We start from the raw sequence: 20,789 nt of genomic DNA on the forward strand, positions 1-20,789 counted from the left end.
GCCAAACGCCTTTCATGTCTTCACACGTATTAGACGTTACGCCGCCATCGGCAGCGACGCCCGCCGCCGGTCACGTTTCGCCCCCACCGCCACACCCACCCCAGGGTTGGCAGGCGAGCCTTGCGCTGGGCTTCGAGCGGCGCGCGGCGCGCACGACGCTCGCGCATCGTTTGCACCAAGGCCCGCTGCGGGTCCAAAAACCGCTTTACCCGGAAGGCGAATCGATCTGCCATGCGGTGATCGTCCATCCTCCCGGCGGCATCGCGGGCGGCGATGCGTTGACACTCGACGTATCGCTCGGCGCGGGCACCCACGCCGTGCTGACCACGCCGGGGGCGGCGAAATGGTACAAGTCGAACGGACGCCTTGCGCGCCAGAACATCGCGATCGCGTTGGGAGCGGGCGCGAAGCTCGACTGGTTGCCGCAAAACAATATCGTCTTCGACGATGCGCATATCGCATTGGACTTCACGCTGGCGCTGGCCGAAGGGGCCAGCGCGATCGGCTGGGACGCGACGCAACTCGGCCGTGTCGCCGCGGGCGAGCGATGGTCTGCCGGCGCGCTTTCGAGCACGGCACGCATCGTCGGCGCATCGGGCGAGCTGCTGTGGTTCGAACGCGCCGAATTGACGGCGGAGGACGCGTTGCGTTTGGCACGTCAAGGGCTTGGCGGGTACCCCGCGTACGGCACGCTGTGGGCGATCGGCCCCGCTTGCGACGACACGCTGGCGGAAACGCTCGCACACCGCTTGCCATTCGACGAGCAGCAACGCGCGGGAGTGTCTTGCGTTACGCCGGGCGTGCTCGTCGTGCGAGCGCTGGCGCATTCGATGGAAGCGCTGCAACACACCCTGGCGCAATGCTGGCATTCGCTGCGCCCGCTCGTGCACGGCGTCGATGCTCGCGCTCTGCGTATTTGGAGTACCTAAGCAATCCGAATCGTCGGCGCATTGCGCATGTCATCCGATTGCATGGGCATATTAAGGAGTCCGTAAGGTCATCGTCACGATGCGCCCGCGTCGCGATACGCGGTGCTACGATTGGCCTCGCCGGCTCCCGCTCGATTGACCTTCATCGTACGGACGCCATCGTACGGACGCCATCGTATGGACGCCACGTATGGACGCCCCCCGATTTTCCATCATCACGTTTGAGCGCCGCGCGCCATGAAACTGACGCCTAGAGAAAAAGACAAGCTGCTCGTATTCACCGCCGCGCTGCTTGCCGAACGACGCCGCGCACGCGGCCTGAAGCTGAACCACCCCGAAGCGGTCGCGTTCATTTCCGCCGCGCTGATGGAAGCCGCGCGCGACGGCAAAACGGTGGCGGAGGTCATGCACTACGGCACCACCCTGCTCACGCGCGACGACGTCATGGAAGGCGTACCCGAGATGATTCCCGAGATCCAAATCGAGGCGACGTTTCCCGACGGCACCAAACTCGTGACCGTCCACCATCCGATTCCTTGACGCAGGGGTACGCGCATCATGATTCCCGGTGAAATCCTGACCGAAGACGGCGACATCGAACTGAACGTGGGGCGCGAAACCCGCACGCTCAGTGTCGCCAATACCGGCGACCGGCCCGTGCAAGTCGGCTCGCACTACCACTTCTACGAAGCGAACGCCGCGCTCTCGTTCGATCGCGAGCAAGCGCGCGGCTTTAGGCTGAACATCGCCGCGGGTACCGCCGTGCGCTTCGAACCCGGTCAATCGCGCACGGTGGAACTCGTCGCGCTGGCCGGTGCGCGCGCCGTCTACGGCTTCAACGGCCAAGTGATGGGGCCGCTGTGAAGATTCGTTGTACTCGTCGATAGTCGTTCCTTAGGACTCCCAATCGTCATGACTTTACGCATCAGCCGCCGCGCCTACGCGGAAATGTTCGGTCCGACCACGGGCGATCGCATCCGCCTCGCCGATACCGAACTCACGATCGAGATCGAGCGCGATTTCACCGTCTACGGCGAAGAGGTGAAATTCGGCGGCGGGAAGGTGATCCGCGACGGCATGGGGCAATCGCAAAGGGTGGCTCGCGAGGTGGCCGACACGGTCGTCACGAACGCCGTGATCCTCGATCATTGGGGCATCGTCAAAGCCGATATCGCGATCAAGGACGGACGCATCGCCGCCATCGGCAAGGCCGGCAATCCCGATATTCAACCGGGCGTGACGATCGCCATCGGCGCCGCCACCGAGATCATCGCGGGCGAAGGACTGATCGTGACAGCGGGCGGGATCGATACGCATATCCACTTCATCTGTCCGCAGCAAATCGAAGAAGCGCTCGCCTCGGGCGTGACGACGATGCTCGGCGGCGGCACGGGGCCGGCAACGGGCACGAACGCGACCACCTGCACCCCCGGTCCCTGGCATCTCGAACGGATGCTGCAAGCCGCCGATGGCTGGCCGATGAACCTGGGCTTCCTCGGCAAAGGCAACACGAGCTTGCCCGAGCCGCTCGTCGAACAGATCGCCGCCGGTGCCATCGGCCTGAAGCTGCACGAAGACTGGGGCTCGACGCCGGCCGCGATCGACAATTGCCTGAGCGTGGCGGACGATACCGATACTCAAGTTGCCATCCATACCGATACGCTCAACGAAGCGGGCTTCGTCGAAGCGACCGTCGCGGCGTTCAAAGGGCGCACGATCCACACCTATCACACCGAAGGCGCGGGCGGCGGCCATGCACCCGACATCATCAAGGTGTGCGGCGAAGCGAACGTACTGCCCTCGTCGACGAATCCCACTCGGCCCTACACCATCAACACGCTCGACGAGCATCTGGACATGCTGATGGTCTGCCATCACTTGGATGCGTCGATCGCCGAAGATCTCGCGTTCGCCGAATCGCGGATCCGGCGCGAGACGATCGCGGCCGAGGATATCCTGCACGATCTCGGTGCGCTGTCGATGCTCTCCTCCGACTCGCAAGCGATGGGCCGCGTGGGCGAAGTGATCATTCGCACCTGGCAGACGGCGCACAAGATGAAAACGCAGCGCGGCCCGCTCGCACAAGACAACCCGCGCAACGACAACTTCCGTGCGAAGCGGTACGTCGCCAAATACACGATCAATCCCGCGCTCACGCACGGTATCGCGCATGAAGTCGGTTCGCTCGAACCCGGCAAATGGGCCGACCTCGTGTTTTGGGAGCCCGCGTTCTTTGGCGTCAAGCCCACGCTCATTCTCAAGGGCGGCATGATCGCGCTTGCCCAAATGGGCGACCCCAATGCGTCGATTCCGACGCCGCAGCCCGTGCATTATCGCGAGATGTTCGCCACGCGCGGCGCGGCGCTTGCGCGCACGTCGCTGACGTTCGTGTCGCAGATGGCCGCCGATGCGGGGATTGCCGAGCGCTACGGACTGCAAAAGCGCGTCGTGCCGGTGCGCGGATGCCGCTCGGTATCGAAGGCCGACATGGTCCACAACGCGTGGCAACCTTCGATCAGCGTCGATCCCGAGACGTACGAGGTGGTGGCCGACGGCCAGTTGCTCACCTGCGAACCGGCAGCCGTCTTGCCGATGGCGCAGCGCTATTTTCTATTTTGATCGGTTAGACGTTCGTTTGACGAGCGATGAGCCGAGGCGACTTTTCTTATGCGTACGATCGATAAACGTGTGTCTCCTCCCGCGAAGCTCGCGGCCTCCCTCGTCGCGCGCGCGCCGACGCTCACGCTCGCGTACGACGCGCGGTGCAAGAGCCGGCTTGCGGCCACGCTCGATACCGGCGAGGAGATCGCGCTCGTCATGCCGCGCGGAACGATCCTGGCCGATGGCGACGTGCTAGTCGCCGACGACGGCGCGCTCGTACGCGTCATCGCCGCGCCTGAAGTCGTGCTCGTCGTACGCGCAGCCGACCCGCTGACGCTCACACGCGCCGCCTACCATCTCGGCAATCGTCATACGCCTGTCGAGATCGGCGCCGATTATCTAAAGCTCGAGGCGGACCCGGTGCTGGAGACGATGTTGGCGCGTCTGGGCGCGCGCGTCGAACGCGAGACGCTGCCGTTCCATCCCGAAGCCGGCGCCTATGGCGGCGGACATCGACATGGCCACGACGCCACCTTCGAGGAAGACTACGCGCTCGCGCAACAGGTGTTCGCTCAGCATCACGGGCATCATCACGAAGCGGGGCACGGACACGATCACAGCCACGACCACAGTCATAGCCACGACCACGACCACAGTCACTGCGGAAGTTGCGGCCACGACCATTCCGACGAGCGTTGAGACCATGCGCCTCGCCGAGCTGACCGCCCTCCTGCACCTCGCCTCGCCCGCCCTGCCGATCGGCGCATTCAGCTATTCGCAAGGCCTGGAAGCGGCGGTCGAAGCGCAATGGATCGGCGATACCGACGCGGCGCGCGCGTGGATCGAAGACGGCTTGCTGCATGTGCTGGCGCGCGGCGAGTTGCCGTTCATCGCTCACCAGTTCGATCGCTGGCAGCGCCATGACGCAGCCGCGCTCGCTTGGGCCGACCGGCAATTCCTCGCAAGCCGCGAAGCCGCGGAACTCAGACGCGAGACCGAACAAATGGGATGGTCCCTCAAGCAGCTTGCCATCTCGCTCGAGTGGGGCGATGCGGCGCGGCGGGCGACCCTCGAGACGTTGACACCGCTCTCGCAGCCGACGGCGTTCGCCTTCGCGGCCGCCGCACACGAGGTGCCGGTCGATGCGGCGCTTGCCGCGTACGCGTTCGCTTGGGCGGAGAATCAGGTTGCCGCGGCCATCAAGGCCGTGCCGCTCGGCCAACTCGCCGGACAGCGCATCTTGGTCGCCGCGCGCGCGGTCATCGATGGCGCCGTTGCGCGCGCCCTCGACACGCCGCCCGAGCGCATCAACACGTTCTCGCCGATGTTGGGCGTGCTGTGCGCGCGGCACGAGACACAATATTCCCGGCTTTTCCGTTCGTAATTCGAAAGGGCATCAAGCAATGAGAACCAAAAAACTGCCGCCGCTGCGCGTCGGCGTGGGCGGCCCGGTAGGCTCGGGCAAGACGACGCTGCTCGAAATGCTGTGCAAGGCGATGCGCGATCGATACGATCTCGTCGCCATCACGAACGACATCTACACCAAGGAAGATCAGCGCCTGCTGACCGTGGCGGGCGCGTTGGCGCCCGAGCGGATCATGGGCGTGGAGACGGGTGGCTGCCCGCACACGGCGATCCGCGAAGATGCGTCGATCAATCTCGAGGCCGTCGACAGGATGCTCAAGCGGTTTCCCGACGCCGACATCGTCTTCATCGAATCGGGCGGCGACAACCTCGCGGCGACCTTCAGCCCCGAGCTCTCCGATCTGACGATCTACGTCATCGATGTGGCCGGCGGCGAAAAGATCCCGCGCAAGGGTGGCCCCGGCATTACGAAATCGGACTTGCTCGTCATCAACAAGACCGATCTCGCGCCGCATGTGGGGGCCAACCTCGAGATCATGGCCGCCGACGCCAAGACCATGCGCGGCGAGCGGCCGTTCGTCATGTGCAACTTGAAGACGCAAAGCGGTTTGGCCGACGTCGTCGCATTCATCGAACGCAAGGGCCTGCTTGCGGGTTGACGCCGGCTTGGGCGCTACTCGGCCGCGCCCTCGGGGGCAAGCAGCGCGCTCAGCACTTGTACCGTGCGCGCGGTCGCCCCGCGGTGACGCGCGGCGAACGCCGAGGCGGCGGCGCCCATCGCCACGCGCCTCGACTTATCGGCAAAGAGTTCATCGAGCACGCGCGCAAGCTCGGCCGGGTCGGCCACCTGCAGGGCCGCGCCCGCGCTCACGGCGTCGGCGGTCGCCTGCGTGAAATTGAACACGTGCGGACCGATCAACACGGGGACGCCCACCGCGCACGCTTCGATCAGGTTTTGCCCCCCGAGCGGCAACAGACTGCCACCGATGAAGGCCACGTCGGAGGCCGCGTAGTACGCGCCGAGCTCGCCCATCGAATCGCCGAGCAGCACCGTGACGCCCTCGGGTAACGGCTCGTTCGCCGCCGACGCAGCAGCGGCCGCCGCCACCGATGCCCCGCCCCACGCCGAACGCCGCATCGCACGCAAGCCACGCCGCTCGACGAGCGCGGCAACTTCGTCGAATCGCTGCGGATGACGCGGCACGAGAATGAGCAATGCATGCGCGGTCGCCGACGCGGCGAAGGCGTCGAGCACCAGCGCCTCCTCGCCCTCGCGCGTGCTGGCCGCCACCCACACCGGCCGCGCGCCGATCGCGGCGCGCCACGCGCGGCCGCGCGCGACGACGTCGGGCGGCGTCGCCATGTCGAACTTCAAATTGCCGAGCACGACCACGTTACGCGCACCGAGCGCGGTGAGCCGCTCGGCATCCGATGGGCTTTGCGCCAGCACGCGCGTGAAGCCGCCGAACACCTCGCGCGCGGCCGCGCCGAAACGGGCCGCGCGCTTGTACGAACGCGCCGACATCCGCGCGTTGGTCAACACGAGCGGAACGTCGGCGGCGCGGCATTCGTCGATCAGCGTCGGCCACACTTCCGTCTCCATGACGATGCCGAGCGAAGGCCGCCATGCGCGCAAGAAGCGGCGCACCGCGCGCGGCAAGTCGTACGGCAGATAACAGCGCAGCACGCGCTCGCCGAAGAGTTGGATGCCGGTAGCCCGCCCGCTCGGCGTCATATGCGTAAGCAGCACGCGCGCATCGGGCCGCGCTTGCATCAACGCTTCGATGAGCGGCTGAGCGGCGCGTGTCTCGCCGACCGAGACGGCGTGCACCCAGATGAGCGGCGCGTCGTCCTCGGGCAGCCGGCCGCGCGCGAGACCGAAACGCTCGCGAATATGCTCGCGATAACCGCGCTCGATGCGCGAACGGATCAGCAAACGCAACACGGCAAGCGGCGCCACGATCCACCACAATGCGCGATAGACGAACCTCAACATATCCGCCCTCCCGGCGCTGCCCCGCGTGGCGCGCGCACGCGCATCGGGATCAAACCAGCGGGCGGCCTTCGAGCCGCTCGAGAATGCCGAGCGGCGCGCATTCGGGTTGCACCATCGCACGAACCGGCAGGAAGAACGTCTGCTCGAGCATGAACTGACCCGACATGGCCGCGTGCGAGGTTTGATCGGAGAAGCAGATCCACGTGCTGCCCGGCGGAAAAGGGATCGTCTCTTGCTGACACGACTTCTGATAGTCGAGATCGGCCTTCATGCCGTCATGCAGATTGAGCATCAAATGGTCGTAAGCACTGCGCGGAGACTTCGTGATGTGGAGCGCGTTCAGCAACCAGGCCGAGCCGGGCACCTGCCGCTTGATCTTGGGCAAGAAGCGCCGCGCCACTTGCTCGAACGGCTCGCCCACACGCCACACGCGCGGCTCGCCGCGCGGATTGACGTTCGCGAATACGCGCATGATGCGCTCACCGCGATTCGGCCGGGACGGAAACGCGTCGACGTGCAGCCGGCTGTCGTCCTTGCGCCAGGACGTGTGGCGCGTTTCCACGCGCATGAGGCGCAGGCTCGTGGGCGCGGGCCTCAATGCGTCGCGGTACTCTGGCACCAAGTGATCGACGAGCATGCGCGCCTGCGCTTGGTAACGCGCGACGAGCGCGCGCACGGCGGACTGGGTGACCGCGTCGCCGGCGACGCCGTGCAGCGCGCCGCCGTTCGGATCGAGGCTGATGTTCTTGCGTTTCGGATCGGCCAAGGCCGGATCGAGCAAAGCCGTTTCGCCGCCGTCGATCGCGAAGCGCAGATTCGGAAAATACAGGACCTTGCCCGTCTCGAGCGCGACGCGCAGCGTGTCGCGGGTGACGGACAGGTCGGAGCCCGCCCAATCGGTGCAGTTGACTTCGAGGATTTGCGATTCGTTCATGGTCCCGTCTAAGCGCGAGCGGTTACAGCAGGCCAAATTCGGCCAATGCAGCCTTTACGTGTTGCAGCGTCGGCGGGTCGCCGGCGGTGCCGAGATTGACGACGCGCGGCGACCAATAGCCGCCCGTGCGCCATGCGGTCGCGAAATTGTACAACTCGACGGTAGGCCGCTTGAGCGCCGCGGCAATATGAACCAAACCCGTATCGACGCCGACGGTCGCGGCCGCCCCGTCGAGCAGCCCGACGACGGCCGGCAGCGACAAGCGCGGCGGGACGATCGCCGCCGCCCCGAATTCCTTGGCGAGCCGCTCGCTCGTGGCGCGCTCGGCCTCGCTGCCCCAAGGCAGCACGAGCGACGCACCGCGTGCCACGAGCGAGCGGCCCAGCTCGATCCAGGACGCGTCGGGCCATTGCTTGTCCGCGCGCGACGTCGCGTGCACGAGCACCACATAGGGCACGGGCAGATTGAGCCCGACATCGGCCAAGGCGCGCGCGGCTTGCGACGTATCGAGTCCGAATTCGATCTCGTCGGTCGGCTCGGGACGTGCCGCCCCGATCGCTTGCGCGACGAGCTGACGCGTGCGTTCGACCACGTGCGTGCGCGGCTCGATCGGCACGCGCCGGTCGTAGAAAAAGCGGACGGGCCATTCGTAGCCCGCGCCGTCGGTACGGTTGCCGAGCCCGACGAGCGGCCCGCGCGCCCAGCTTGCGACCCAAGCCGTCTTGATCAGACCCTGGCAATCGATGACGAGATCGTAGCGTTCGGCCGCCAACGCGTGCCGAAACGCTTTGATTTCGCGCCAGGTCGACGGCGAGAAGGGCCGCTTGCGCCAGCGCCGCAGCGAGAACGGAATCGCGCGGCGCACGCCGCGCACGAGCAAGACGAGATCGGCGAAGCTTTCCTCGACGAGCCAGTCGATCTGCGCGTCGGGATAGACGCGCCGGATGTCCGCGACGGCCGGCATGTTGTGAACGACGTCGCCAAGCGACGACACGCGAACGAGCAGTATCTTTTGCACGCTGAAAGAAAAAAGAAAGGTGCGCCATGCGGGGCACGGTGCCCGGCCGCCGGGAGGCCTTTTGCCGAGCACTGCCTGAAGGGCTGGGATTCTACCGCGCTCGGGGCCTGTTTTCGCCGCCCGCCGCCCGGCAAGCTCCGAAAGCCCCGGCGCCATGATGTCGCGCCGCCGTGCGCCGGCCTCGCAGCCTGGAGCGCGCGAAGGCACTACAATGCTCGTCGTTCGAATCACGCGCTCACCGAGCGCAGCACTTAAACTCGCATCATGTCTAGTTCGTTTCGTCCACTCCGAGTGCGCACCGCGCTATCGCTCGCCGCGCTCGTGGCCATGACGGCTTTGGCCGCTTGCTCGAGCGCACCGCAGCCGAAATTCCAACAGGAAATGTTCGATTCGGGCGCGAGCCCGTTCTCGCGCACCTTCAAGGTCGGCAGCTCCGACGCCTGCGAAGCCGCCCGCCGGGCGCTGCTCAATCAAGGCTATCTGACGACGCTCTCGCAAACCGACCGGATCGACGCGACCAAGGATTTCCAACCGACCGGAGACTCGCACGTCACCGTGGAGTTTCACGTCGTTTGCACGCCGGGTGTCGATGCCGACGGCTCCAGCGTCATGTATGCGAACGCGATCCAAAGCGGCTACACGCTGAAAAAGAGCGATACGTCGGCCAGCGTCGGCCTGAGCATTCTCGGGTCGGTCTCGCTGCCGATCCGCTCCAACAGCGACGCGATGGTAAAGGTATCGAGCGAAACGATTCAATCGAACGCGTTCTACGACCGGTTTTTCGATTCGGTCGACCACTACGTCGTCACGCTGATCAAGACCGCACCCGTGCCCACCGCCGCCGTCACGGCGACGACGCTGCCCGGCCCCGCCCACTTGATCGTCGTGCCGCCACCGGTACCGGCTCCCGCACCGGCACCCACATCGGCACCGGCCGGCAGCGCATCGAACGAGCCCGCGGTACCGGTGTCGCCGGCCATGCCCATCGGGGTGCCGTCCGACCCGCCAATACCAACGGCACAACCCGCATCGGCTCCGGCTCCGACCCAGGCTGTGCCGCAGTAAGAACTAGGGCCGCCGCTTAAGCGGCCCGCCGCGAGCGCAGCGCGCTTAGAACGGGAGCTTCGCGTCCGGTTTGGCCGCGACGATCACGCGACGGAAATCGTCCTTGATGCGCTCAAGCGCTTCCTCGGTGTCCGCCTCGAAGCGCAAGACCACGACCGGCGTCGTGTTCGACGAACGCGCGAGCCCGAACCCGTCCGGGTATTCCACGCGCAACCCGTCGATCGTAATCACCTCGTCCGCGCCGGTGAAGCGTGCTTCCTTTTGCAGACGGCCGATCAACTCGAAGTTTTCGCCTTCCTCGAGCTTGAGCTGAAGCTCCGGCGTGGACAGCGAATTGGGCAGCGCGTTGAGCACCTTGCTCGGATCTTGTTCGCGCGAGAGCAATTCGAGCAGGCGCGCGCCCGTGTAGAGCCCGTCGTCGAACCCGTACCAGCGATCCTTGAAGAAGACGTGCCCGCTCATCTCGCCCGCGAGCGGTGCGCCCGTTTCGCGCAGCTTGGCCTTGACGAGCGAGTGGCCCGTCTTCCACATCACCGGATCGCCGCCCTTCGCGCGCACCCACTTCGCTAGATTGCGCGTGCATTTGACGTCGTAGATGATCTGCGCGCCGGCGTTGCGCGACAGCACTTCCTCGGCGAACAACATCAGTTGGCGGTCCGGATAGATGATCTGTCCGTCTTTCGTCACGACGCCGAGACGGTCGCCGTCGCCGTCGAACGCATAGCCGATCTCGGCGTCGGTCTCTTTCAACGCGCGGATGACGTCTTGCAGGTTCTCGGGGTGAGCCGGGTCCGGGTGGTGATTCGGGAAATTGCCGTCGATTTCGGTGAACAGCTCGACGAGTTCGCAGCCGAGCGCCTTGAATAGGCGCGGCCCGAGGGCACCGGCCACGCCGTTGCCGGCGTCGACGACGATCTTCATCGGCCGCGCGAGCTTGACGTCGCTGACGATGCGCTCGATATAGGCGTCGGCGATGTCGTACTGCTCGTAGCCGCCGCTGCCGCTCGCGAAGTCGTCGTTTTGGATGCGACGGTAGAGCGCCTGGATTTGCTCGCCATAGATGGCGGCGCCGCGCAGGACCATCTTGAAGCCGTTGTAGTCGGGCGGGTTGTGACTGCCGGTCACGACGATGCACGAATCGATGCGACGCTCGCCGCCTGCGAGCGCGAGCGGCACGCTCGCGGCGAAATAGCCGACGGGCGTGGGCACCATGCCGACGTCGACCACGTCGACCCCGGCGGCGCGCAACCCCTCGGCGAGCGCCTTGATCAGCGAGGGACCCGACAAGCGGCCGTCGCGCGCGACGACGACACCCGTGCCGCCCTGCGCGCGCACTTCGCTGCCGAACGCGCGGCCCACGAGCCGTGCGACGTCTTCGTCGAGAGTTTTGCCGATGACGCCTCGGATGTCATACGCCTTGAAGATGGATTGCGAGATCATTGATGGCTCTCTTTTGGCTGCGATTGGAAAAATGCCGGCGCCGGCAACCCACTTATAATTGCGGTTTTTCGATCGGCGCGTCGCGCCCATTTTAATGCGCATATGCCCCTTCGCTGCACGGTCGTACGAGATCACGGCCGAAAAGCGCGCCATTTCCACGCCGGCAGCGCCATGGCGAGCAAGATTCCTGCCTTTTTTTCTCTCATGCTGAGGCGCATCGCCCATCCCGACATCGCGAAAGCCGCGGCCAATATCGTCTGGCTCGGCCTCGAGCGGCTGACGCAAATCGTCGTCGCGATCGCAATCGCGGGCCTGCTCGCGCGCTACTTCGGACCGGATGTCTTCGGCAAATGGCAATACGCGAATACGCTGTTGCTCGTGCTCGCCCCGATTACATGGGTCTGCGGCGCCGAAATTTTGGTGCCGACGATCGTCCATCGCGGTGAAGCCGACCTCGGCACCGTCCTCGGCAGCGCCTTCGTCTTACGAATCTCGGTATCCGCGCTCGCCCTCGCGGGCACTTGGGCCGCGATCGCCGCGGGCGTATTCGATCCCGTCGTCGGCGCGATGCTGGCCGGGCTCGCCGTCACCATGCTGTTTCGCGAACCGTTCATCGGCGTCGTCAATTCGTGGTTGCAAAGCCTCACCTACAGCAAACCGCAGTTGGTGACGAGCATGGCCACGGCCATCGTCAAGCTCGCGCTCGTCTATCTGTTCGTGCGCATGACGCTCGCCGCGCCGCATTTCGCGTGGCTGTGGGCGCTGGAGGCGGCCGCCATCGGCCTCGTGCTGCTCGGCTACTATGCGCGCCGTCACGGCGGCAAGCTCGGCTGGCGCGTCGAGCCCGCGTTGTTGCGTCACTTCGCGAGCGCGGGCACCGTCTTTTGGGTCGGCCTAGTCTGCATGTACCTGTTCTTGAAGCTCGATCGGCTCATGCTCGAGCGCGCGATCTCGTTCGCCGATCTCGGCCGTTACTCGGCCGCGCAGCAGATCAACGAGAACTGGATCGCGCTTGCCTTGATGCTCGCCCAAACGATCGCCCCGGCGTTCGTCTATCGCGTGCAAGAACGCGGGCAATTGATGCGCAACGTCATCCGCTTGATGTTGCTGGCCGCCGGCGTCATGATCTCGGGCGCGCTCGTGCTCGATGCCCTCGCGCCGCTCGTCATCACGCGCGTGTTCGGCTCGAACTACGTCGGCGCGATCCCGATCTTTCGCTGGTGCGTGTGGCTTTCGGTACCGGCCGGCATCGAGGCGATCGGCAATCTCGTGCTGCTCAAATATCAGGCGAAGTTCGTTCTCCTGACGAAGTGGCTACTTGCGCTAGCCGTCGCCTTCGCGGTGAATCTGCTGGCGATCCCGCGCATCGGCGCATTCGGCGCGCTGGCGGGGCTGGCCGCCGGCTACGGCGCGGCCGTCGCCATCAACGTCTATTACATTCGATTCAAGCTGTGCTCATGACGACGTCTTCTCCTCACTTCACGCCATCGGACGCACTGGCCGACGTCGCCGTGTTGATGCCGGCCTATAACGGACAGGCCGACGTCGAGCGCACGCTCGCCTCGTTCGCGGAAAACGCGCGCGTGCGTGTCGTGATCGTCGATGACGGCAGCACGCCGCCGATCGTCGCGCCGAATGTGCCGAACATGGACATCGAAATCGTGCGGGTGCCGCAAAACGGCGGCATCGAGCGGGCATTGCAAGCCGGCATCGAAGCGTTGGCCGAGCGCGGCTATCGCTACGCAGCCCGTATCGATGCGGGCGATCTTGCCGCGCCGGGGCGTTTGGCCAAACAGCGTGCTTACCTGGAAGCGCATCCGAACGTGGCGGGACTGGGTATGTGGACGCAAGTCGTTTCGCGCACGGGCGCACCGCTCTTTTCGCTGCGGCCCGCGACGGACCCGGCCAGCGTGCGCAGACTGCGCTTTTTCCGCACCTCGCTCGTGCACCCGGCGATGATGCTGCGTGTGGATGCCGTGCGCGCGGTGGGCAACTATCGCGTGGCCTACCGCGCCGCCGAGGACCTCGATCTGTTCTTGCGGTTGATGGAACGCTACGACTGCGCGAACTTGCCCGAGCTCGGCCTGTATTACGAATTGAACGAAGGCGGAATCAGCGCGACCAAGCGGCGCAGGCAAATCGTCTCGACGCTCAAGCTGCAATGGCGCTACTTCAATGCTTGCAACGTCTACGACTGGCTCGGGCTCGCGAAGAATCTGCTGCATCTCGTGACGCCCTACACCGCCTTGCAAAAGATCAAACGCACGGTGTTCGCCTCGCATGCAACCTGACCGTATGAATGCTTCCGTTTCGCCCGCCGACGGTATGGGCGCGCCGCTCACGATATGCCTGGTCTGCAATACCGGCTTCGCCATCTATACCTACCGGCAAGGGCTCATTCGCATGCTCGTTGCCAAGGGCGTGCGCGTCATCGTGCTGGCGCCGCGAGATCGAACATTCCCGCTGCTCGAGCAGATGGGCTGCGAATGCATCGACTTGCCCGTCGCATCGAAAGGCACGAACCCGCTCGACGATCTGCGCACGCTCACCGCGCTCTATCGTCACTATCGACGCATACGGCCGAACGTCGTCTTCCATTACACGATCAAGGCCAACATCTACGGATCGGTGGCCGCCTGGCTCGCGCGCGTACCGTCGATCGCAGTCACGACCGGCCTCGGGTACGTGTTCATCCAGAAAAGTCATGCGGCGCGCGTCGCGAAGGCGCTCTATCGTTTCGCTTTCCGGTTTCCGCGCGAAGTCTGGTTCCTCAATCGGGACGACGAGCTCGCGTTCCGTAACGAGCGCCTGCTGGCTCATCCCGATCGCGCGCGGCTGCTGCACGGCGAGGGTGTCGATATCGATCATTTCAGTCTCACCCCGCTGCCGCTAGGCGAACGCCCGACCTTCGTACTTATCGGACGTTTGCTCTGGGACAAAGGCGTGGCCGAGTACGTCGATGCCGCACGCATGCTACGCTCGCGCTACCCGCTGGCGAAGTTTCAACTGCTCGGCCCCGTGGGCGTGGACAACCCGAGCGCGATCTCGCAAGCCGATATCGACGGTTGGTGCAAGGAAGGCATCGTCGAGTATCTCGGCGAGGCGCATGACGTGCGTCCGGTCATCGCTAACGCCGATTGCGTCGTGCTGCCCTCCTATCGGGAAGGCGTGCCGCGCACGTTGATGGAAGCGTCGGCGATGGGCCGGCCCATCGTGGCGACCGACGTTCCGGGCTGCCGAGAAGTGGTGGATGACGGCGTCACCGGGCTGCTTTGCGAAGTGAAGAATGCACGAAGTCTCGCGGATGCCCTTGCGCGGATCTTGGATATGAGTCCCGACGCGCGGCGTGCGATGGGCCTGCGCGGGCGCGAGAAAGTCACGGCCGAATTCGACGAAGCGCTCGTCGTCGAGCGTTATCGGCAGACGTTGCTTGCGTTGACGGGGGCCGAGGTATTCGAAGCGCGCGCGCAATAGGGCGAGATACGACCCGCTAACAGCGAACAACACTCGGAGAATGGAATGACAAGCAACGCTCTGCGAGGGGGAGCGATCCTCGTCACGGGAGGTGCCGGCTTTATCGGCTCGCATACGGTGATCGAATTGCTGTCGAGCGGCTACGAAGTCGTCATCGTCGACAATCTCGTCAATAGCAAGCGCGAAGCCGTGCGCCGCATCGAGCGCATCGTCGGGCGCGAAGTGCCGTTCTACGAAATCGACGCGTGCGATCGAACGGCACTCGCCAAAGTGTTCGACACGCATCGCATCGGCGGCGCGATTCATTTCGCCGCGCTAAAGGCGGTCGGCGAGTCCGTCGCCAAGCCGATCGAATACTATCGCAACAATCTCGATAGCTTGCTGGTGCTGCTCGATACGATGCGCGCGCACGCCGTCAAAACGCTCGTTTTCAGTTCGTCGGCTACGGTCTATGGGATGCCCGAGCGCTGCCCGGTGGACGAATCGTTTCCCCTTTCGGCGACCAATCCCTATGGGCAATCCAAAGTCATCGCCGAACAAATCTTGCGTGACGTCGAAACCGCGGATCCGAGCTGGCGCATTGCGACGCTGCGCTATTTCAATCCGGTGGGCGCGCATGAAAGCGGTCTCATCGGAGAAGATCCGGCGGGCATACCAAACAATTTGATGCCGTATGTCGCGCAAGTCGCGGTTGGCAAGCGAGAAAAGCTGCATGTGTTCGGCGACGATTACGACACGCCCGACGGCACGGGCGTGCGCGATTACATTCACGTGGTCGATCTGGCCCGGGGGCACATCGCGGCGCTGAGCGCACTAGCCGCGCGCGACGCGAGCCTGGTGGCGAATCTCGGAACGGGACGCGGCTACTCGGTGCTCGAAGTCGTCCGCGCGTTCGAGGCGGCGTCAGGGCGTCCGGTGCCCTATGAAATCGTCGCGCGGCGGCCAGGCGACGTGGCGGCCTGTTATGCGAGCACCGATCTGGCCGAGAAGCTGCTCGGTTGGCGCGCGCAGTACGGGCTCCAGCGGATGTGCGAGGACCACTGGCGGTGGCAGGAGATGAATCCGCTGGGGTTCGCCGGCTGAGCCGGGCGACTCGATCGGGCGACGAGCCTCGAGGCCATCGGGCAATCGCAATCGCGACCGCGAACCGTCGCGGCTGGGCCGTATAATTCCGCGTCCGCCTTTAGCCCACGATCATGCTCAGTTTCGCGCTCGGTTTCTTGATTTCGCTTTTGATTACACTCTTGATCGTGCGCTATGCGCACCTGCACGAGAAGTTCTCGGTCGATAGCGACCTGGGCGGCGTTCAAAAATTTCACGCGCGGCCGGTCCCACGCGTTGGCGGCATCGGTATTTTGATCGGGCTAGTGGGTGCGGCCGTGCAGTTGCTCGGCCCCTACCCCGCGGTCGCACACGGCATTTTCGCGTTGGCCGCCTGCGGACTGCCGGCGTTCGCATCGGGCTTGATCGAAGATTTGACCAAGCGCGTCACGCCTTCGGCCCGGCTCCTCGCCACCATGAGCGCGGCCGCCATCGCTTATTTCGCGCTGCACATTGCCATCGTGCGGATCAGCGTTCCGCCGCTCGATTTCGTGCTGTCGTACGCGGCGGTGTCGTTTCTCGTGACGGTCTTGGCCGTTGCGGCACTCGCCAACGCCGTGAACATCATCGATGGCTTCAATGGCCTCGCATCGATGGTCGCGCTGATGATGTTCGCCTCGCTGGCCTATGTGGCGTTCAGGCTATCGGACGCCGTGGTGCTTTCCACCGCGCTCATCATGATGGGCGCGGTGCTCGGCTTCTTTATCTGGAATTTCCCGGCCGGACTGATTTTCCTCGGCGACGGCGGCGCCTATTTTTTGGGCTTCATGCTCGCCGAGTTGGCGATTGCGCTCGTGATGCGGCACCGGGAAGTGTCCGCGTGGTACCCGGTGCTGCTATTCGTATACCCCATCTTCGAAACCTGCTTCTCGATCTATCGAAAGAAGTTCGTACGCGGGATGTCCCCCGGTATTCCGGACGGGGTGCATCTGCACATGCTTGTCTACAAGCGTCTGATGCGGTGGGCGGTAGGTACGAAGACAGCGCACGAACTCACGCGGCGCAATTCGTTCACCTCACCGTATCTGTGGCTGCTGTGTCTAATTGGCGTGATACCGGCGACGCTTTTTTGGCAGCACACCGTGCATTTGTTCGTTTTCGTCGTGTTCTTTGCGGTGACTTATGTCTGGCTTTACGTGAGCATAGTCAGATTCAAATCGCCGCGATGGCTCGTTTACCGGCACCAAGGGCGCCGGCGATAACTGGACGCCCACCGGAGCGGCGGAGGGCTCTACCGGGACGGCCGATTGAGCCGCTATGCCTGCGAGCCTTCGCCGGTCGGGCCATGAGGCTGTGCCATACCTTTCGCGATTGCACGCGTGGCCCATTTTGCCCGGACGATTCTTTCGAGCACTTCGAATCCAACCAAAGCGAAAGTGGTCAAAACCGCCCGCGCCAAGTACCAAGGCGCCTCCGGTCGATAAACCGGGGTAAAGGTTTTGAATAGCGGAACGCCAATAATTCCAAAACCGCGCAGATAATCGACCCCTGCCAACAGGAGCGCAAACAATATCATTAACAAAACGCGCCTCGCATGTTCCGGACGCGATCGTTGTCTATTCTTTTCTCGCAATCCGATGAGCGCCAACTCCAAGACGATGCCAACCCCGCAGGCAAGTTGGACATACCCCCCGAATATGAATTGATATTTGGCCTGAAAGATCTCGTTCATAGTTCTTCATTGTTCAGCATTACTGAAGGCAACGAAGTGTAACATGCCGTTACATGCCCTAAGTTAGGGTTAGAGTAGAAAAACAAACGAAAACGTTTGCGAGTCCCGCCTATTTAATGAGATGAAGAATTGTGTGTTGCAGCCGAGCATCGACGGACGGCCAATTGGAGACCGCCGCCGGGGTAAAGGCTCAACTGAAAGGCAGACGCAAGCCGGACGCTCCGCGAGAACGCTTCCGAACGGCGCGACCCGATTGGCGACGCCGGATTGTCGAGAACCGTTATGACTGCGAGGCAGTCCGGGACACGACGACCTCTAATTCGGGAACGTTACTCGGTTGATATTCCGGCACCCATCGCCGCAAATCGCGCCTGACCTCTTCGTCCCTCAATGCACGGTGCTGCGTGAGCCACGGGAGCACTTCATCCAGTAGCGCTTGCTCCGCCTCCCTCGCACGGGCGATCCGCAGTTTCGGATGAGGGGTTGGCAACGTCGTTTCGTCGTCGGCCAACAATTCTTCGAAAAGCTTCTCGCCGGGCCTCAGCCCCGTAAACTCGATGCGGATCTGATCTTCCCCGTAACCGCAAAGCCGGATCAAATCGCGGGCGAGGTCAACGATACGGACAGGTTGGCCCATGTCCAAAATGAATATCTCGCCGCCGTTCCCCATGCTCGACGCCTGCAGCACGAGCTGAGAAGCCTCTGGAATCGTCATGAAAAAGCGCGTGATCTCGGGGTGAGTCACCGTGACTGGACCGCCTTTCGCGATTTGCTCCTGGAACTTCGGAATCACGCTGCCGGCGCTACCTAACACGTTGCCGAAGCGTACGGTTTCGAATCGAGTCTGCGAGGTCGTGCGCTGCAATGCTTGGCACACCATTTCCGCCAGCCGCTTGCTCGCCCCCATGACGTTGGTCGGGTTGACGGCCTTGTCGGTCGAAATGAGCACGAAGCGTTTCACGCCGTGGCGCATCGCGGCCCGCCCGACGCGATACGTACCCATCACGTTGTTGCGCACCGCCTGCCAAGCATTGACCTGCTCCATCAACGGAACATGCTTATAGGCCGCCGCATGATAGACGATGTGCGGCAAATGGCGCTCCATGACTTGGTCGAGCAACAACGAATCCTTCGCGTCCCCCACGACAGGAAGCACGGGCACCGTTGGGAACCGCTCGCGCAGTTCCTCGACGAGGCGATACATCGCGAATTCGGAGATATCGAGCGCGATCAGTTGCGCCGGCTCGAACCGAGCGATCTGACGGCTCAATTCGGAGCCGATCGAGCCGCCCGCCCCGGTCACCATCACGACATGGCCGCCCAGCAATTCCCGCAGGCCATTCGTGTCGATGCGGACCGGCTCTCGCCCCAAGAGGTCCTCGAGGTCGATCTGCCGCACCTGAGACAGAAAGCCCTGCCCGGGCACGAGAGCCGTCAATGCCGGCAACACCATGGCGTGCACGCCTGCTCGCAGGCACAGCGTGGCTACCCGGCGCTGCACGTCGACAGACGCCGACGGAATCGAGATGATGGCGTATTCAGCTTTAAACGTTGCCGCGATACGCGACAAGTCGGCGATGGTGCCGAGCACTTTGTGGCCGTATAGCTCCCTACCCTGCTTGGAGGGGTCGTCGTCGAGCAGACCGACCAAGCGCCACTCGCTCGAGCGCGACAATTCGCGGGCAAGGCTCGCGCCGGCGCGGCCGGCCCCGATGACGATGACGGGCTTTCCCTGGGAGACGAGTCCCCCGTATAGGTAGAACTCTTTCGATGCCCGGTAGATGGCACGCGCGCCGCCCATCCCCAAAAACAGCAACAGCGGCGAGACGATCAGCACCGAGCGCGGCGTGACGGGCTCCGGCTGCAGCATCAGCGAGGCGACCATCGTCACGAGCGCGCCCGCCGCGATCGCCTTCGCGATGCGCAACAAATCAGGCAGACTCGCAAACGCCCAGATTCCCCGATAAAGACCGAAGGCAAAGAACATCACCGCGTACGAGGGGAGCACCCAAAAGAGCGCCCGCAGGCCGCCGTCGAAGAAGGCGCGGGGAATTTGACCGTTGAAGCGCAGCAGATACGCGCTCTCCCACACGAGCGCCAACATGGCTATGTCAAAAACGAAGGCGCTCAACGAAAGCAACGCGGCTTTGTTTCGGCGAATCCAGGTCATCATTTCGAACCGGTGGAGGCAAGCATGAAGCGGCGCCATCTGACATCGACCGCGACACAGGCGGCGGCAAGCGCGGCAAGCCACACACCCAAAGCCGCCCATTGCCAGCCAAAAGGCAACTTTAAACAAACGATCGCGAGCATTATGCCCAGTCCCATCACCGCATACCAATAAAGCGCGGTACGGCGGTGTCCGAGCCCCGAGCGAACCATACGTTGATAGTAGTGCTCGCGGTGCGCCTGCCAGAATTTTTCGCCGCGCGCGAGGCGCCGCGCCAGCGTCACCGACGCGTCGACGACAAACGGCGAAAACGCCATGACCGGAAACCAAACGGGCCAGCCGCCGCTAAGCCACCCATACAATCCGAGCGCACCGGCGAGAAAACCCAACGGGATCGATCCGGCATCGCCGAGAAATACACGCGCGGGATGGAAGTTGAACCGCAAGAATCCCGCCGCCGCGCCGGCCACGGACGCGCAAGCAAGCGCAAGCTCGAACGATCGATGGCCGCCGACGAGCGCCGCGATGGCGTAGCCACCGAATCCGAACAGCGCCATACCGCCCGCAAGACCGTCCGCGCCGTCCATGAAATTGTAGAGATTCACGAGCCAGACCAGCGCGAGCGCGAGAAAGGCCAAAGCCCAGACCGGCAATGCGTATCCATAAACGGCAAGGAGCACGCATACGGCCGCGACATGCACGGCGAATCGAACGCGAGCCGGCAGTCCGCGGCGATCGTCGATCTGCGACACGACGGCAAGCGATAGCGCGGCCGCCGCGACCGGCCAAAGACTCGGCGCGGCGATCGCGATGCCGAGACTCGCGACGGGCGAGACGCCCCATCCGCCGACGCGCGGCGTGGGCCGCTCGTGCAGCGAGCGATCGTTCGGGATATCCGTTGCCAGCCGCCAGGCGAGACCGGTCCGCAGTAAGAAACCGATGACGGCGGCGCAAGCGAGCGCGGCGGCGAGCAACACGCCTATCGCAATCCAGGCGCTAGTGGCGGAAAAGGGCATGGCTAAAC

Annotated in this window: 20 protein-coding genes; 13 read left to right on the forward strand and 7 right to left on the reverse strand. The window is 64.2% G+C overall.

The genetic code is table 11. The features are described from left to right. Positions 1–14: 14 nt before the first annotated feature. The 7 genes from C0Z18_RS25520 to ureG all read left to right on the forward strand — a co-directional run bounded on the left by C0Z18_RS25520 (position 15) and on the right by ureG (position 5,554). On the forward strand, positions 15–929 hold the full coding sequence (locus C0Z18_RS25520) for an urease accessory protein UreD (protein WP_102648249.1): 915 nt from the start codon (positions 15–17) through the stop codon (positions 927–929). 237 nt (positions 930–1,166) lie between these two features. Beyond that, positions 1,167–1,469, forward strand: a complete 303-nt coding sequence (locus C0Z18_RS25525; protein ID WP_102648250.1) for an urease subunit gamma — start codon at positions 1,167–1,169, stop codon at positions 1,467–1,469. An 18-nt stretch (positions 1,470–1,487) separates the two neighbouring features. Further along, positions 1,488–1,793, forward strand: a complete 306-nt coding sequence (locus C0Z18_RS25530) for an urease subunit beta (RefSeq protein WP_102648251.1) — start codon at positions 1,488–1,490, stop codon at positions 1,791–1,793. A gap of 48 nt (positions 1,794–1,841) precedes the next feature. Then, complete coding sequence (ureC, locus tag C0Z18_RS25535; protein ID WP_102648252.1) at positions 1,842–3,548, forward strand: urease subunit alpha; 1,707 nt, start codon at positions 1,842–1,844, stop codon at positions 3,546–3,548. Positions 3,549–3,596: 48 nt separating this feature from the next. Then, complete coding sequence (gene ureE, locus C0Z18_RS25540; protein WP_102648253.1) at positions 3,597–4,229, forward strand: urease accessory protein UreE; 633 nt, start codon at positions 3,597–3,599, stop codon at positions 4,227–4,229. 4 nt (positions 4,230–4,233) lie between these two features. Then, the gene (locus tag C0Z18_RS25545; protein WP_102648254.1) at positions 4,234–4,914 is read left to right on the forward strand and encodes an urease accessory protein UreF; all 681 of its coding nucleotides are present in this window, start codon (positions 4,234–4,236) and stop codon (positions 4,912–4,914) included. Positions 4,915–4,933: 19 nt separating this feature from the next. After that, on the forward strand, positions 4,934–5,554 hold the full coding sequence (ureG, locus tag C0Z18_RS25550) for an urease accessory protein UreG (RefSeq protein ID WP_102648255.1): 621 nt from the start codon (positions 4,934–4,936) through the stop codon (positions 5,552–5,554). 14 nt (positions 5,555–5,568) lie between these two features. On the opposite strand, the gene waaA is transcribed toward ureG, so the two are convergent. The 3 genes from waaA to waaC are packed head-to-tail and all read right to left on the reverse strand — an operon-like array spanning position 5,569 to position 8,843. Continuing rightward, positions 5,569–6,891, reverse strand: a complete 1,323-nt coding sequence (waaA, locus tag C0Z18_RS25555; RefSeq protein ID WP_102648311.1) for a lipid IV(A) 3-deoxy-D-manno-octulosonic acid transferase — start codon at positions 6,889–6,891, stop codon at positions 5,569–5,571. Between the two features lie 49 nt (positions 6,892–6,940). Next, positions 6,941–7,825, reverse strand: a complete 885-nt coding sequence (locus C0Z18_RS25560; RefSeq protein WP_102648256.1) for a Kdo hydroxylase family protein — start codon at positions 7,823–7,825, stop codon at positions 6,941–6,943. Positions 7,826–7,847: 22 nt separating this feature from the next. After that, positions 7,848–8,843: a lipopolysaccharide heptosyltransferase I gene (gene waaC, locus C0Z18_RS25565; protein ID WP_102648257.1), complete on the reverse strand. Its 996-nt coding sequence runs from the start codon at positions 8,841–8,843 to the stop codon at positions 7,848–7,850. Positions 8,844–9,107: 264 nt separating this feature from the next. Between waaC and C0Z18_RS25570 the strand changes: the two genes are divergently transcribed. Then, positions 9,108–9,908 carry a DUF2242 domain-containing protein gene (locus C0Z18_RS25570; RefSeq protein ID WP_102648258.1) on the forward strand — a complete coding sequence of 267 codons (801 nt, stop codon included), beginning with the start codon at positions 9,108–9,110 and terminating at the stop codon, positions 9,906–9,908. 45 nt (positions 9,909–9,953) lie between these two features. Here C0Z18_RS25570 and C0Z18_RS25575 read toward each other — a convergent pair whose 3' ends face one another. Beyond that, entirely contained in the window at positions 9,954–11,348 is a 1,395-nt protein-coding gene (locus C0Z18_RS25575) for a phosphomannomutase/phosphoglucomutase (RefSeq protein WP_102648312.1), read from the reverse strand. Between the two features lie 204 nt (positions 11,349–11,552). Between C0Z18_RS25575 and C0Z18_RS25580 the strand changes: the two genes are divergently transcribed. The 5 genes from C0Z18_RS25580 (at position 11,553) to C0Z18_RS25600 (ending at position 17,125) form a co-directional block, all read left to right on the forward strand. Further along, complete coding sequence (locus tag C0Z18_RS25580; RefSeq protein ID WP_102648313.1) at positions 11,553–12,809, forward strand: oligosaccharide flippase family protein; 1,257 nt, start codon at positions 11,553–11,555, stop codon at positions 12,807–12,809. Continuing rightward, the gene (locus C0Z18_RS25585) at positions 12,806–13,639 is read left to right on the forward strand and encodes a glycosyltransferase (protein ID WP_102648259.1); all 834 of its coding nucleotides are present in this window, start codon (positions 12,806–12,808) and stop codon (positions 13,637–13,639) included. Before C0Z18_RS25580 ends, C0Z18_RS25585 begins: the two co-directional genes overlap by 4 nt. A gap of 34 nt (positions 13,640–13,673) precedes the next feature. Next, positions 13,674–14,822 (forward strand): glycosyltransferase family 4 protein, encoded by a 1,149-nt coding sequence (locus C0Z18_RS25590; protein ID WP_199189552.1) that lies wholly within the window; start codon positions 13,674–13,676, stop codon positions 14,820–14,822. A gap of 45 nt (positions 14,823–14,867) precedes the next feature. Further along, on the forward strand, positions 14,868–15,905 hold the full coding sequence (gene galE, locus C0Z18_RS25595) for a UDP-glucose 4-epimerase GalE (protein WP_102648261.1): 1,038 nt from the start codon (positions 14,868–14,870) through the stop codon (positions 15,903–15,905). Between the two features lie 113 nt (positions 15,906–16,018). Continuing rightward, a complete protein-coding gene (locus tag C0Z18_RS25600; protein ID WP_102648262.1) occupies positions 16,019–17,125 on the forward strand; it encodes an MraY family glycosyltransferase in 1,107 nt (368 codons plus the stop codon). Between the two features lie 53 nt (positions 17,126–17,178). Here C0Z18_RS25600 and C0Z18_RS25605 read toward each other — a convergent pair whose 3' ends face one another. The 3 genes from C0Z18_RS25605 to C0Z18_RS25615 all read right to left on the reverse strand — a co-directional run bounded on the left by C0Z18_RS25605 (position 17,179) and on the right by C0Z18_RS25615 (position 20,781). Next, the gene (locus C0Z18_RS25605) at positions 17,179–17,595 is read right to left on the reverse strand and encodes a hypothetical protein (RefSeq protein ID WP_102648263.1); all 417 of its coding nucleotides are present in this window, start codon (positions 17,593–17,595) and stop codon (positions 17,179–17,181) included. Positions 17,596–17,875: 280 nt separating this feature from the next. Beyond that, positions 17,876–19,699 carry a polysaccharide biosynthesis protein gene (locus tag C0Z18_RS25610; protein WP_408647117.1) on the reverse strand — a complete coding sequence of 608 codons (1,824 nt, stop codon included), beginning with the start codon at positions 19,697–19,699 and terminating at the stop codon, positions 17,876–17,878. Positions 19,700–19,764: 65 nt separating this feature from the next. Continuing rightward, positions 19,765–20,781: an MraY family glycosyltransferase gene (locus tag C0Z18_RS25615; RefSeq protein ID WP_102648264.1), complete on the reverse strand. Its 1,017-nt coding sequence runs from the start codon at positions 20,779–20,781 to the stop codon at positions 19,765–19,767. Between the last annotated feature and the right edge of the window lie 8 nt (positions 20,782–20,789).

Origin of the sequence: Trinickia dabaoshanensis, from assembly GCF_002879885.1 — a bacterium.
GTDB lineage: Bacteria > Pseudomonadota > Gammaproteobacteria > Burkholderiales > Burkholderiaceae > Trinickia > Trinickia dabaoshanensis.

What these genes read in the sequence shown, in the direction of transcription:
- C0Z18_RS25520 (WP_102648249.1), top strand. Translation starts at nt 15, where the DNA reads ATGTCTTCACACGTATTAGACGTTACGCCGCCATCGGCAGCGACGCCC.
- C0Z18_RS25525 (WP_102648250.1), top strand. Translation starts at nt 1,167, where the DNA reads ATGAAACTGACGCCTAGAGAAAAAGACAAGCTGCTCGTATTCACCGCC.
- C0Z18_RS25530 (WP_102648251.1), top strand. Translation starts at nt 1,488, where the DNA reads ATGATTCCCGGTGAAATCCTGACCGAAGACGGCGACATCGAACTGAAC.
- ureC (WP_102648252.1), top strand. Translation starts at nt 1,842, where the DNA reads ATGACTTTACGCATCAGCCGCCGCGCCTACGCGGAAATGTTCGGTCCG.
- ureE (WP_102648253.1), top strand. Translation starts at nt 3,597, where the DNA reads ATGCGTACGATCGATAAACGTGTGTCTCCTCCCGCGAAGCTCGCGGCC.
- C0Z18_RS25545 (WP_102648254.1), top strand. Translation starts at nt 4,234, where the DNA reads ATGCGCCTCGCCGAGCTGACCGCCCTCCTGCACCTCGCCTCGCCCGCC.
- ureG (WP_102648255.1), top strand. Translation starts at nt 4,934, where the DNA reads ATGAGAACCAAAAAACTGCCGCCGCTGCGCGTCGGCGTGGGCGGCCCG.
- waaA (WP_102648311.1), bottom strand. Translation starts at nt 6,891, where the DNA reads ATGTTGAGGTTCGTCTATCGCGCATTGTGGTGGATCGTGGCGCCGCTT.
- C0Z18_RS25560 (WP_102648256.1), bottom strand. Translation starts at nt 7,825, where the DNA reads ATGAACGAATCGCAAATCCTCGAAGTCAACTGCACCGATTGGGCGGGC.
- C0Z18_RS25570 (WP_102648258.1), top strand. Translation starts at nt 9,108, where the DNA reads ATGTCTAGTTCGTTTCGTCCACTCCGAGTGCGCACCGCGCTATCGCTC.
- C0Z18_RS25575 (WP_102648312.1), bottom strand. Translation starts at nt 11,348, where the DNA reads ATGATCTCGCAATCCATCTTCAAGGCGTATGACATCCGAGGCGTCATC.
- C0Z18_RS25580 (WP_102648313.1), top strand. Translation starts at nt 11,553, where the DNA reads ATGCTGAGGCGCATCGCCCATCCCGACATCGCGAAAGCCGCGGCCAAT.
- C0Z18_RS25585 (WP_102648259.1), top strand. Translation starts at nt 12,806, where the DNA reads ATGACGACGTCTTCTCCTCACTTCACGCCATCGGACGCACTGGCCGAC.
- C0Z18_RS25590 (WP_199189552.1), top strand. Translation starts at nt 13,674, where the DNA reads ATGGGCGCGCCGCTCACGATATGCCTGGTCTGCAATACCGGCTTCGCC.
- galE (WP_102648261.1), top strand. Translation starts at nt 14,868, where the DNA reads ATGACAAGCAACGCTCTGCGAGGGGGAGCGATCCTCGTCACGGGAGGT.
- C0Z18_RS25600 (WP_102648262.1), top strand. Translation starts at nt 16,019, where the DNA reads ATGCTCAGTTTCGCGCTCGGTTTCTTGATTTCGCTTTTGATTACACTC.
- C0Z18_RS25605 (WP_102648263.1), bottom strand. Translation starts at nt 17,595, where the DNA reads ATGAACGAGATCTTTCAGGCCAAATATCAATTCATATTCGGGGGGTAT.
- C0Z18_RS25610 (WP_408647117.1), bottom strand. Translation starts at nt 19,699, where the DNA reads ATGTTGGCGCTCGTGTGGGAGAGCGCGTATCTGCTGCGCTTCAACGGT.
- C0Z18_RS25615 (WP_102648264.1), bottom strand. Translation starts at nt 20,781, where the DNA reads ATGCCCTTTTCCGCCACTAGCGCCTGGATTGCGATAGGCGTGTTGCTC.